We start from the raw sequence: 12,367 nt of genomic DNA, 5'->3' as shown, positions 1-12,367 counted from the left end.
GAGGATTTCTGCCGCCGTTTCAGGTTCGGGAGGGGTCAGAATTCCCAGTCTTCGTCTTCGGTGTTGACGGCCTTGCCGATCACGTAGCTGGAGCCGGAGCCGGAGAAGAAGTCGTGGTTCTCGTCGGCGTTCGGCGAAAGGGCCGACAGGATGGCCGGATTCACCTCGGTCTCGTCCTTGGGGAACAGGCCCTCGTAGCCGAGGTTCATCAGCGCCTTGTTGGCGTTGTAGCGCAGGAACTTCTTGACGTCCTCGGTGAGGCCGACCTCGTCGTAGAGGTCCTGGGTGTATTCGACCTCGTTGTCGTACAACTCGAAGAGCAGCTCGAACGTGTAGTTCTTCAGCTCGTCGCGTTCGGCCTGGCCGACCAGCTCCAAGCCCTTCTGGTACTTGTAGCCGATGTAGTAGCCGTGCACGGCCTCGTCCCGGATGATCAGCCGGATCAGGTCGGCGGTGTTGGTGAGCTTGGCCCGCGAGGACCAGTACATCGGCAGGTAGAAGCCGGAGTAGAACAGGAAGCTCTCCAGCAGGGTCGAAGCGACCTTGCGCTTCAGCGGATCGTCGCCGTTGTAGTAGTCGAGCACGATCTCGGCCTTGCGCTGCAGGTTACGGTTCTCCTCCGACCAGCGGAACGCGTCGTCGATCTCGCGGGTGGAGCACAGCGTGGAAAAGATCGAGCTGTAGCTCTTGGCGTGCACCGACTCCATGAACGCGATGTTGGTGTACACCGCCTCCTCGTGCGGGGTCAGCGCGTCCGGGATCAGGCTCACCGCGCCGACGGTGCCCTGAATGGTGTCCAGCAGCGTCAGTCCGGTGAAGACCCGCATGGTCAGCTGCTTCTCGTCGGTGGTCAACGTGCCCCACGAGGGGATGTCGTTGGACACCGGAACCTTCTCGGGCAGCCAGAAGTTGCCGGTCAGCCGATCCCAGACCTCGGCATCCTTCTCGTCGGGCACCCGATTCCAGTTGATGGCCGATACCCGATCGATCAGTTTCATGCTGCCTCCACACCTTTCCCGAGCCCGCGGCCGTCACGGAATTTCTCTCCCCTGGACACTACTCCTTGGGGGTGACAAGTCCGTGCAGCACAACACCTTGTGTCGCAGCGATGTGTGTCACCTGGACGGAAACGGCCGGGAGCCACCGCGTGCGGCCCCTATTGTGCGCCACCGGCAGCCGATCGACCACATCGATGCTGGCGCGCCGCGCGAGATCGCGGAAAGTTTGCCACAACGGTTCCGATCCGCCGATCTGCGCCGGTTTCGCCTGATCAGGGGCTACGTTTAGCCGAGAGGTGTACCACGCGTTTCGGAAGGAGTGTGTGTTATGACCAGTCCCGGACCCGTCCGCACCGGCCCGGTGCTCAACGACATGACGATTTTCGCCGGTGCCCTCATCCTCGTCACCGGCCTGCTGCATCTGATGAGCGCCATCGCCGCGATCGCGGGACGCGACATCTTCGTCGTCACCGAAGACCAGGTGTTCCTCGTCGACGTCTCGACGTGGGGCTGGATCCACCTGGTGATCGCAATCCTCGTTCTGGTCGCGGGCTTCGGCATCGTCACGGGCAAGACCTGGGGTTACCTCGCGGGCATCGTCATGGCGGCGATCAGCATCCTGGACAACTTCCTCTTCGCTCCCATCTATCCGTTCTGGGCTTTGGTGATCATCGCGATCGATGTCCTGGTGATCTGGGCGCTGGCGCGGCAACTCGCCACGCAGTAAAGCGCGCACGTTTTCGACCCCAGCGTCCCGCGGGCGCTGGGGTCGATGCGTTGTGGGGCCGAACAGGCTGGTGCGCAATTGGTTTCACAGAGCCGAGTGCACATCCCGGCAGAGGCTGCGCCGCTGTCGCGGGACACACGCCACGTAGAAAGCTGCTACACCGCATACCCATTCACCGCACAGGGCCTATCCGGACTCCGGCAAGCGCGCCGAAGCGTATGCCCCGACGGAACTCGCTTGCCGCGCCCATTCCACCTTCCCGCACTCGTTTCGGCAGGCCAGAGCGGGTGCGACAACCCAAAAGTCGCGCGGCGGTGACATACGGATAAATGCGCGTTCCGCGTCCGGATGAATGGCAGCAATAACCCACCGCGAGGGAAATCGACATTCTGGAATGTTCCAGTTGGAACGCGACTTTTTTCTACCCTCGGGGGTCGATTGAGTTGACGCACTGAGCAATTCGGCAAATTGGCAATCCTCCTATACAGTCGCCTGGTTGGATGAGCACGGACACCGAATCGGGTTGGCGGGCCGGTCGGGTTTCCGCGAACACCAGCAATGCAACAGCACAGCCACACGATCGGGACCTTGCACCACCGAGTTAGTCGAGCTTTTTCGGCAAGGTTCCAAAATCGGCGCCCTATTCAGGTTCCAAAACGGACCCAATCCATTAGCAACCCTTCGGAGATGCTGCCCATGACGACTGGCTCGACCCTGCCCCGCCGGCTCCTGGCCCGTGAGCTCCGCCGCGCACGCCTCGAGGCATGTGTGACCGCGGAAGTCGCCCGCAACGAGATCGGCGTCAGCAAACAAACCTTCTGGCGGATGGAGAACGGCGTCCAGATCCGCCTGAACCCGCTGTACATCAAGCGGCTGTGCGAGATCTACGAGCTGCCGCCGAGTCTGACCCGAATGCTGCTCGGGCTCATGGAGGAGACGCAGACCAAGGCGTGGTGGCACGGCTACGACAACGCGCTGCCGTCGCACGGCGGGCTGTTCGTCGGATTGGAAGAGGCTGCGCAGCACGTCATTTCGTATCAGCCGACGTTGTTGCCCAGCCTGGTGCAGACCGCCGACTATCGCCGCGCGATGACGTGGGCGCTGCACCCCAACTGGCCGACCGCCGATATCGAGAAGAACGTCGAAGTCATGGCGCGGCGGCAGTCGCGGCTCACCGACAGCGCGAACCCGCTCGCGTTCGATGCGTTCATCGATGAGATGGCGTTGCGCCGGATCACCGGCAGTACCCGCGTCATGATCGACCAGTTGACCCGTCTGGCCGATCTCGCTCGGCTGCCCAATGTTTCGGTACGGGTGCTGCCGCGTACCGCCGGCGCGTACCAGGGTCTGCTGGTGGGCAGCTTTGTCCTGCTGGAGTTTCCAGCACACCCCACCGCGTACCTGTCCGAGCCGCCGGTCGTCTACGTCCAAGGCTTCACCGGCGACCTCTACCTCGAGCACCCCGAAGAGATCGCCACCTACCGCTCCGTATGCACCGACCTCAAACGCCTCGCCCTGCCCGAAACCGACAGCCGTGCACACATCCTCGACATCGCCGCCGAGCTCGGCGAATAATCCGAGCCCGTGCGGCCACCCGACTTTTCCTCCTGGGCAACCGATCACCAGGTAATGGTGGCGTCCCTCTCGCGCGATACCGCCACCATTACCTGGCGATCAAGTGGCCGGCAATATCCTCCCGCATTCTTTTCCGCTGGAGCGGATTTCGGAGAGGGATCGGCAATTCGACCGCTTCCGTGGCGACGATCACCGGCTGATCGCCGCCACGCTCGCTAGCCTGACCCTCATGGAACTGGTGGCGCGCGCTTATGACAGTCCGGACGCGCGGAAGTTGATCGCCGAGGTGCAGCAGGAGTATGTGGTGCGCTATGGCGGGCCGGACGAGAGTCCGACCGATCCGGGCGAGTTCGCGCCGCCGCTGGGCGCGTTCCTGATCGGGTACGTGGAGGGGATCGCGGTGGCATGTGCCGGGTGGCGGGCACACGAGGGCGACGAACCCGATTTCCGGGACGGGGACGCCGAACTCAAACGGATGTACGTGGCACCGGAGGTGCGCGGCCGCGGGCTCGCCCGGCAACTGCTGGCCGCCATCGAGCACAGCGCGGCGGCAGCCGGACGCCGCCGCATCGTGCTGGAAACCGGTACCCGCCAACCGGAAGCCATCGCCCTCTACACCTCCGCCGGCTACCACCCGATCCCCGGCTTCGGCCGCTACCGCGAAGAATCCGGCAGCAGACACTACGCCCGAGACCTGAGCTGACCCCGGCACCGAGCCGTAAGGTGCTGGAGTGATCGAGATCGGGGGGCGAGCACGGCGGCTACCCGCGCCGCCCCGGGTGGTGTGGGGATCGCTGGTGGAGCCACGCCGGGCCGAGGCGCGGCCGTGGTTGCGGCTACTGGCGGACGAGGTCGATCCGGTGGTGTTGGCGGCGGTGGAGCCGGAGCGGGTGGTGTGGTCGTCGTTGTGGCCGAGCAGGCCGCGCGACGAGGTGCATTTCGCTTTGACGGCCGTGCGCGACGGCGAGACGTTGCTGCGGTTCACCCTGCTCACTCCGGACGATCTGCCCGACCAGAGCAAGCTCGGACATCTGCGACGGCGACTCGGCACGCTGCTGTTCGCCGACCTGCGGTTCTCTTACGGGCAATAGACGAGAACGCTCTGGCGTGGCAGTATGCTGGCGGTTAATATAAGTAGAAACTTATGAAGGAGAGTCCGATGGCCTTGCTGACCGACCCTGTCACCCTTGCCGGACTGGTGACGCGCGAGATTCGCAGTGGGGTGCGTGATGGCGTGCCGACGAAGGTTGCGGTGGCGCGGCGGAGCTATTCGACCGATCAGGCCGACCTGTGGGAGGCGCTGACCGATCCGGAGCGGATTCCGCGCTGGTTCCTGCCGATCAGCGGGGAGTTGGCGCTCGGCGGGCGCTACCAGTTGGAGGGGAATGCGGGCGGAGTGGTCGAAGAGTGTGATGAGCCCAAGGGTTTCGCGGTGACCTGGGAGATGGGACCGCAGGTGTCCTGGGTGCGAGTCGGCCTCGCGCCGAGCGAGACGGGCACCCTGCTCGAACTGACGCACGAGGCGCCCGTCGACCCGGGTTTCTGGACGCAGTACGGTCCCGGCGCCGTCGGTGTCGGCTGGGATCTCGCGCTGGTGGGCCTCGGGCTGCACCTGGCGAGCGGCGAACCGGTGGACCAGGCCGAGGCGCTCACCTTGCACACCACGCCGGAGGGCAAGGAGTTCATCCGCGCGGCCGCGGCGGGCTGGGCGGAGGCCGCGATCGGCGACGGCGACGAGCCGGACGCGGCGCGCGCGGCCGCGGCGAATACGGTGACGTTCTACACCGTGGAATCCGAGGAGAGCCCCGAGTCCTGATGGACCGTTCTACCGCAAGCATTTTCGAGGCGCTCGGCGACCCGATCCGCCGCTACATCCTGGAGCTGGTGGCGGCAGGCGAACAGCCCGCGGGCGCGGTCGTCGCGGCGGTGCAGGAGCACGCGCAGATCTCGCAACCCGGCGTCTCCCAGCATCTCAAGGTGCTGCGCGACGCCGGGCTGGTCCGCGTTCGCGCGGCGGGCACCCGGCGCTTCTACACGCTCGACGAGGCGGGCTTGGCGGCCGCGAAGACCTGGCTGAGCGCGCTCGCCGACCCGCTGCACCAACTCGCGCAACCGCTGGACGCGCTGGCCACCGAGATCGCCCGCGGCAAGCGCGCTCGCCGCACCGCGGCACCGCACCGCGACCTGGACCGCGACGCCCGCCACGCCTGACACCTCAGCCGACGACGGCCAGATACTCCCCGTAGAAGAGCATCAGCCCGACCGCGGCGGCGATGCCGGCGAGCAACCAGAACCGAATGATGACCGTGGTTTCGGCCCACTTGCCCAGTTCGAAATGATGGTGGAACGGCGCCATCCGGAACAGCCGATTGCGCGTGGTCCGGAACACCACGATCTGCAACAGCACCGAGAGGATCTCGGCGAAGAACAGCGCGCCCACCACCGCCATCAGCAGCTCGGTGCGGGTGGTGATGGACAGCCCGGCGAGCAGACCGCCCAGCGCCAGCGAACCGGTGTCGCCCATGAAGATCTTCGCGGGCGCCGCGTTCCACCACAGGAATCCGATGCACGCGCCGGCGCCCGCCGCACACACCACGGCGAGGTCGAGCGGATCGCGCACGGTGTAGCACCCGGCGACCGGGGTGCTCACGCACGAATTGGTGTACTGCCAGAAGGTGATGATCACGTAGGCGCCGAGCGCGAAGCTCATCGATCCGGCGGCCAGCCCGTCGAGGCCGTCGGTGATGTTCACCGCGTTCGACCAGGCCACCACGAGAAAGCAGACGACGAGCAGGAAGCCGATCACGCCGAACGACACCGTGGTCACGTCGCGGACGTAGGACATGTGCCTGCTGGCGGGAGTGAGCCCCATATCGCCGGGGAACCGCAACGCGAGCACGCCGAAAATGACTGCGGCGAGCAGCTGTCCGATGTACTTCCCGGTGGCGGTCAAGCCGAGATTGCGTTGCTTGCGGATCTTGATGAAATCGTCGAGGAACCCGACGAAACCTAGCGCGGTGGCCAAGCCGAGCACCAGCAGACCGGAGACCGAGATCTCGGCTTCGTCGTGCCGGCTGTCGAGCAGATGCGCCCCCAGGTATCCGGCCCACATGCCGATCAGGATCGCGATGCCGCCCATGGTCGGGGTGCCGCGTTTGGATTGATGGCTGGCCGGGCCGTCGACCCGGATCTCCTGGCCGACGTTACGTCTCGTGAAAAGCTTGATCAGCAATGGCGTCAACGTGATCGACACCACGAGCGCGATCATCGCCGAGAACAAGATCTGTCTCATTCGCCCCTCATGTTGTTGTTCGAGCGCTCCGACGTTAGCAAGCTCGCGGGGGCAGTGCGGTAACGAGCGGTTGCGCAGACGCGACGGGGCCGCGACCGCCCTGCTGGACGGCCGCGGCCTCGAGCGCCGATCACCTGTTCCAGATGGCCGCGACGAAGGTCTGACCCTGTACCGGGTACCGGTGCTCGTGCACGAGACGGTAGCCCTGCGCGGCGAGCTGGGCCGCGGTGCTGTTGTAGGCCTGCACCGAGATGTCGTGGCGCGCTTGCCAAGCCCGGCCGTCGTTGCGCTCCCAGATGCCGACGAAGCGCGACGCGCCGTTGACCTCGTAGCCACGGACCAGGGTCAAGCGGTAGCCCTGCGCCAGCAGCTTGTCGAATTCGGCCTGATAGGTCTTGGCGTCCAGGCCGTGCCGGGCCTGCCACGCGCGGCCGTCGTTGCGGACCCAGGTGCTGGAATAGCGCGGATCGTTGCCGCCGCTGACCCGGATATCGCTGATCCGGTAGCCCTGCGCGACCAGTTTGTCGAACTCGGCCTGATGCTGCGCGCCGTTCAGGTTGTCCCGGGTGACGGTGGCGGGCAGGGTGGGCGGCGGGGTGCTGTGGTCGGCGGCGAAGGTGACCGTCCAGTGCCGCCGGTCGCCCTGGTAGATCACCGCGACGCCGACCTTGTCCAGCTTGCCGTCGAGGATGATCGCCCGGTGCCCAGGCGAATTCGACCAGAACCGCATGGCGTCGGCGGGTTCGACGCCGCGGCCGTAGAAGTTGATCTCGGCGATCTTCGGCGCGTTCACGGGCACGCCGCACTGCGCGAAACGGGTCTTGATATCGCGGCCGAGGGTGTCCACGTGGTCGGCGGGCGAGCTGCCCCGGCGCGCGCTGTCGTTGCTCGCCCATTCGGCGGGCCGCGCCAGCACCTCGCTGTGCGTGACCGCGGCCAGGCCCGCGTCCTTGCGCAGCTTGTTGATCTGGTCGAGCACGACGCCTTCCTCGCCGAGCAGCGCGAGCGCGGCGGTTTCGACATCGCAGTTGGTGTAGGTCGTCGCGGAGGCGGCGGGCAGCGCGAACAGGCAGGCGCCCGCGGCGATCGCGAGGGTGGCGGCGGTGGATTTGACGTTCATCGGTGGCTCCGTGTGCTGGTATCCGGGTGATCGCACACAGCGTCGCGCCGGGTCCTAACCGGAAATCAACGAAGCACTAACGGAGCTGCCCGCGCCGATCCGCGGTGGCCGACTTCGCTTGCACCGAGCGGTGTTCCGGCTCAGATGCCGAGCACCAGCTTGGCGGTGGTGAAGTAGATGACCAAGCCGGTGGCGTCCACCAGGGTGGTGACCATGGGGGCGGACACCACCGCCGGATCGATCCGCAGCTTCTTGGCGAGCAACGGCATGGTGCCGCCGATGGTCGCGGCCCAGCCGCAGATCAGCACCAGGGTGATGCCGACGACCACCGCGACGCGCGGGCCGACGAACAGCCCGCCGATCACCAGTCCCGCGGCGGCGAGCATGGCGCCGAGCACCAACCCGACCCGGCATTCCCGCCAGATCACCTTGAACAGATCCGAGACCCGCACCTCGCCGACGGCGAGCGCGCGCACGCAGGCGGTGGCGGCCTGCGCGCCGGCATTGCCGCCCGCGCCGATCAGCAGCGGGATGAACAGCGCGAGATGCGCGGCCTGCTGGAGGGTGCCCTCGAACATGTCGGTGACGCTGACCGTCAGGGTCGCGGCGAGCAGCAACAGCACCAGCCACATGGCGCGATACCGGGCCAGCTGGAACACCCCGGCGGCCATGTAGTGGCCCTCCCACGGCGCCGAACCCGCCTGCCGGGCCACGTCCTCGCTGTCGGCGGCCTCGATCACCTCGACGGCATCGTCGATGGTGAGCAGCCCGACGAGCCGATCCTCACTGTCCACCACGGGCAGGTTGATGTCGTTGGTCTCGCGCATCAACCGGGCGGCCTTTTCCGCCGAGTCGGTCGCGCGCGCGAAAGCCGGTTCGGTGACGACCAGTTCGGCGATCATCGTGTCCGGCTTGCTGAGCACCAGCTCGCGCAGTTCGACGATGCCGGTCAGCCGCCGGCCCCCGTCGACCACGGGCAGCGTGTAGACGGTTTCCGCGTCGGCGCCCTTGGCCCGCACCACGGTCAGTGCGTCGGCGACGGTGAGGTCACGGGGCAGCGCCACCAGGGCGGGCGTCATGTACTGCCCGGCCGAGCCTTCCGGGTAGCCGAGCAGTGTGGCGGTCATCCGCCGCTCGCGCGGGCTCAGCCCGGCCAGCACCTTCTTGGCCACCTTCGCGGGCGCCTCGCGCAGCATGCGGGCGCGGTCGTCCGGAGCCATGCCCTCGACCAGGTCGCGGAAGCTCTGGTCGCGCAGGCCCTGCAGGATCTGCTGCTGGTCGACCGGCTCGAGTTCCTCGAAAACGGCCAGCGCCAGATCCTTGTCGAGCAGCCGGAACGCCATACCGGCCTGGACGGCGTCCATCCGGGCCAGCTGATCGGCGATGACATGCGGCGGGCGCTCATCGAGCCAGGCCAGCGCGGCGTCGACGCGGTGAGCGTCGGCGATATCCCGCAGGGACTCGGACAGCGTCGGACGAACTTCGATTACGTCGGTCTGCGACATGGGGGATCCTCAGCAAATACGCGTGAGTGAACAAGAGCGGGCGCGAAGAGTCACACCGCGGGCGCCGGCCCCCACCGTCGCTGATTACTCAGGAATGCGAAGGGGCGGCGCCGCGCGGCCTTCGACTGGGAGGTTCGCTGCGCATGGCAACCCCACCTCCTCTTCGTCGCGGCCGCAGACCTGGGCGTCTACACCGTCTTCACCATTGATCGGACGCGAATGCATCCCTACGCAGGATACAGGCATCCGTCCAGATTCTTCACCTCGACCGCGGGTGTGCGCTACTCGGCGACAGTGGTTGTGACGGCCGTCTCCACCGCGGTCCATGGTGGGCGCGCGGCAGACTCACACCGGCGGGGCCGGGTCGTATTGGATCGTGTGGCGGACCTGGCGGGCGCGTTCGGCACCGGCGAGGCGGCGCACGAGATGCAGTGCCATGTCGATGCCCGCGGAAACACCCGAGGACGTGATGATGTCGCCGTCGTCGACGAATCGTTCCTCGGTGCTGACCGCGATGGTGGGGTCGAGTTCACGCAGGTGCTCGAGCGAGGCCCAGTGCGTGGTCGCCGGGCGGCCGGCCAGCAGTCCCGCGGCGGCGAGCACCAAGGAACCGGTGCAGACGCTGGTGATCAGCGGGGTCGTCGCGCGCTGTGCGCGTACCCAGTCGAGCGCGGCGTCGTCGTTCAGCATCGGCCTGGTGCCCATGCCGCCGGGGATGATCAAGACGTCCCGCCGGGGCGCGGTGGCATAGGAGTACTGGGCCTCGATCCGCATGCCCTTCGCACACTCGACCGGGCCCTCGTGCTCGGCGAAGGTGAAGACGGTGTAGCCGTCGTCGGGGAAGTACTGCGTCCAGACCGACAGCACCTCCCACGGACCGACCGCGTCCAGTTCTTCGACGCCGGGGAACAGCAGCAGGCCGATCGCGCTCGTCATGCTCCTTGCTTAGCACACCCATCCGACTGAGTGTTTGCCCGATGATTGCAAATGGAACGCCAATACTTCATACCGAAAGCTTGTCCTTGTTGAACCTTTCAGCCCCGGCGACCGATACTTCCGCGTGAAGCAGCCACTACTTGCAGATATATCCGAGAAAGTCGGTCCCGAAGACGCGTTGCACCTGCGGATAACGGTTCACCAACAGCCTCTGCACATCCATTAGCTATGAGTTAGCGTGTGGCATGACCAAGATACTGGCCTTCACCTCACCGGCAAAGGGACATCTGTATCCGGTCGCGCCTGTACTGTCCGAGCTGGTTTCCCGCGGCCACTCCGTCACCGTGCTGACGATTCCCGGTAGCGAGCGCGAGCTCGGCCCACTCGGCCTCACGGTGCGCGAGCTGCCACCGGCCCTGGCGATGGACACGCTCAACGACTGGGCCACCACTGCCAAGATCCCCGCCCTGCGCGCGGCGCTGCGCGCGCTCGTCGCCCGCATCCCCGACGAGATCCAGGCGCTGCGCAGCGCGATCATCGCCGAACGGCCCGACGCCCTGCTGATCGACATCACCGCGCCGGGCGCGCAGATCCTCGCCGCGGCCAGCGGGCTGCCGTGGGCCTCCTGGGCGCCGAAACTGCTGCCACTCCCCTCGGCCGACACGCCGCCCTTCGGCCCCGGGTTGGCGCCGCGGACCGATCTGTTCGGCCGCCTGCGCGACAACGGCCTGCACTGGTTCCTGGAACGAAGATGGAACGAGGTGCTACCCGAGCTCAACCACATGCGCCAGTACTACGGCCTCGACACCCTGGACAGCATCGTCGACTACCTGCGCATGCCGCCGCTGACCCTCAACTTCACGGCGCCGCCGTTCGACGACATGCGCTCGGACTGGCCGGAATCCGTCGCACAGGTCGGCCCCGGCCTGTGGGCCCCGGACGCCGAACCACCCGCATGGCTGGCCGCGATCGATCGTCCCCTGGCGCTGGTCACCTGCTCGACCGAATTCCACGACGACGGCAGGATCGCCCAGACGGCGATGGACGCGCTGGCCGACAGCGGGATGTACACCGTGGTCACCTCGGGCGCCATCGATCCCGAAACCCTCACCGCCGCACCGAACGCGCGAGTCGAACGGTTCGTGCCGCATCACCTGCTGCTCGACCGCGCCGCCGTGGTGGTCTCGCACGGCGGCATGGGCCTCGTCCAAAAGGCTTTGGCCACCGGCGTTCCCGTGTGTGTCGTGCCGTCGGGGCGGGACCACTTCGAGGTCGCGCGCCGGGTGCTCGGCAACGAGGCGGGCAGCTGCGTCGCGCCGAAACGGCGCACCGTCGCCGGACTCCGGGCGGGGATCGAGCGGGCGCTGGCCTGCCGCGACGGCGCCGCCCGGGTGGCCGCCGGGTTCCGCGGCGCGACCGGCACGCTGCACGCCGCCAACCTGCTCGAACACCATTTCGCCGGGGTCGAGACCGGGCACCCGGCCCGCTTCGGCTCCCTACCGGTCTACGAGTCCCACCACTACCCGACGAACGAGGTGGCCCCGGAGATCGTCCCCGGCGAACCGGATCCGGTGGTCCTGCCGCCCAAATCCACTCCGGCACAACAGGAACGGCCCCACCGCGAGCGCTGACCGGCACCGGCGCAGATCAGCCGCCTTCGCCGCACCCGGCCGATCACGGGATGATTGGTTAGGTTGTGGGCAAACATACGAAGGAGAAATCTGTGCGCTTCGGCATCTTCATCCCGCAGGGTTGGCGGCTCGACCTCGTCGGTATCGACCCCGCCGACCAGTGGCGGGTGATGCGGGACCTCGCGCAACGCGCGGATGCCGCCGACATCTGGGAATCCCTGTGGGTGTACGACCACTTCCACACCGTGCCCGTGCCCACCGCGGAGGCGACCCACGAGGCCTGGACGCTGATGTCGGCGTTCGCGGCGTCCACCTCGCGGGTGCGGCTCGGGCAGATGTGTACCGCGATGAGCTACCGGAACCCGGCCTATCTGGCGAAGGTCGCCGCGACCGTCGACCTGATCTCCGGCGGCCGGGCGGAGATGGGCATCGGCGGCGGCTGGTACGAACACGAGTGGCGGGCTTACGGTTACGGTTTCCCGTCGGCGGGTGAGCGACTCGGCCGGCTCGACGAGGGCGTGCAGATCTTCCGGCAGGCGTGGACCACCGGCAAGGCGACGCTGGACGGCAGGTACTACCAGGT

The 12,367-nt window shown here is 67.0% G+C and carries 13 protein-coding genes; 8 read left to right on the top strand and 5 right to left on the bottom strand.

Features of this window, described 5'->3' with window-relative positions:
* Window positions 1-35: 35 nt before the first annotated feature.
* On the bottom strand, window positions 36-998 hold the full coding sequence (nrdF, locus tag NBRGI_RS19485) for a class 1b ribonucleoside-diphosphate reductase subunit beta (RefSeq protein WP_029898323.1): 963 nt from the start codon (window positions 996-998) through the stop codon (window positions 36-38).
* 328 nt (window positions 999-1,326) lie between these two features.
* Between nrdF and NBRGI_RS19475 the strand changes: the two genes are divergently transcribed.
* The 6 genes from NBRGI_RS19475 to NBRGI_RS19450 all read left to right on the top strand — a co-directional run bounded on the left by NBRGI_RS19475 (window position 1,327) and on the right by NBRGI_RS19450 (window position 5,511).
* A complete protein-coding gene (locus NBRGI_RS19475) occupies window positions 1,327-1,725 on the top strand; it encodes a DUF7144 family membrane protein (protein WP_029898321.1) in 399 nt (132 codons plus the stop codon).
* 696 nt (window positions 1,726-2,421) lie between these two features.
* On the top strand, window positions 2,422-3,300 hold the full coding sequence (locus tag NBRGI_RS19470) for a helix-turn-helix domain-containing protein (protein WP_029898319.1): 879 nt from the start codon (window positions 2,422-2,424) through the stop codon (window positions 3,298-3,300).
* Window positions 3,301-3,529: 229 nt separating this feature from the next.
* Window positions 3,530-4,003 (top strand): GNAT family N-acetyltransferase, encoded by a 474-nt coding sequence (locus NBRGI_RS19465; RefSeq protein ID WP_029898317.1) that lies wholly within the window; start codon window positions 3,530-3,532, stop codon window positions 4,001-4,003.
* A gap of 28 nt (window positions 4,004-4,031) precedes the next feature.
* Window positions 4,032-4,391 (top strand): hypothetical protein, encoded by a 360-nt coding sequence (locus tag NBRGI_RS19460; RefSeq protein WP_029898315.1) that lies wholly within the window; start codon window positions 4,032-4,034, stop codon window positions 4,389-4,391.
* A 68-nt stretch (window positions 4,392-4,459) separates the two neighbouring features.
* Complete coding sequence (locus NBRGI_RS19455) at window positions 4,460-5,116, top strand: SRPBCC family protein (protein WP_029898313.1); 657 nt, start codon at window positions 4,460-4,462, stop codon at window positions 5,114-5,116.
* Entirely contained in the window at window positions 5,116-5,511 is a 396-nt protein-coding gene (locus NBRGI_RS19450) for an ArsR/SmtB family transcription factor (protein ID WP_029898311.1), read from the top strand. Before NBRGI_RS19455 ends, NBRGI_RS19450 begins: the two co-directional genes overlap by 1 nt.
* A gap of 4 nt (window positions 5,512-5,515) precedes the next feature.
* Here the strand turns inward: NBRGI_RS19450 and mraY are convergent, their stop codons facing one another.
* The 4 genes from mraY to NBRGI_RS19430 form a co-directional block, all read right to left on the bottom strand.
* A complete protein-coding gene (gene mraY / locus NBRGI_RS19445; RefSeq protein ID WP_014987220.1) occupies window positions 5,516-6,592 on the bottom strand; it encodes a phospho-N-acetylmuramoyl-pentapeptide-transferase in 1,077 nt (358 codons plus the stop codon).
* Between the two features lie 130 nt (window positions 6,593-6,722).
* Window positions 6,723-7,712 carry a CAP domain-containing protein gene (locus tag NBRGI_RS45295; RefSeq protein ID WP_051727889.1) on the bottom strand — a complete coding sequence of 330 codons (990 nt, stop codon included), beginning with the start codon at window positions 7,710-7,712 and terminating at the stop codon, window positions 6,723-6,725.
* Between the two features lie 140 nt (window positions 7,713-7,852).
* A complete protein-coding gene (gene mgtE / locus NBRGI_RS19435; RefSeq protein WP_029898307.1) occupies window positions 7,853-9,217 on the bottom strand; it encodes a magnesium transporter in 1,365 nt (454 codons plus the stop codon).
* 345 nt (window positions 9,218-9,562) lie between these two features.
* The gene (locus NBRGI_RS19430) at window positions 9,563-10,153 is read right to left on the bottom strand and encodes a DJ-1/PfpI family protein (protein ID WP_029898305.1); all 591 of its coding nucleotides are present in this window, start codon (window positions 10,151-10,153) and stop codon (window positions 9,563-9,565) included.
* A 245-nt stretch (window positions 10,154-10,398) separates the two neighbouring features.
* Between NBRGI_RS19430 and NBRGI_RS19420 the strand changes: the two genes are divergently transcribed.
* Both NBRGI_RS19420 and NBRGI_RS19415 read left to right on the top strand, forming a co-directional pair.
* Window positions 10,399-11,784, top strand: coding sequence for a glycosyltransferase (locus NBRGI_RS19420; protein ID WP_051727888.1), 1,386 nt, complete (start codon window positions 10,399-10,401; stop codon window positions 11,782-11,784).
* A 92-nt stretch (window positions 11,785-11,876) separates the two neighbouring features.
* Window positions 11,877-12,367 (top strand): LLM class flavin-dependent oxidoreductase (locus NBRGI_RS19415; protein ID WP_029898302.1); only part of this gene is annotated, 491 nt, incomplete at its 3' end.

Origin of the sequence: Nocardia brasiliensis IFM 10847 (assembly GCF_000710915.1) — a bacterium.
Classification (GTDB): Bacteria; Actinomycetota; Actinomycetes; order Mycobacteriales; family Mycobacteriaceae; genus Nocardia; species Nocardia brasiliensis_A.
This window is presented reverse-complemented; position numbering and strand designations above follow the sequence as displayed.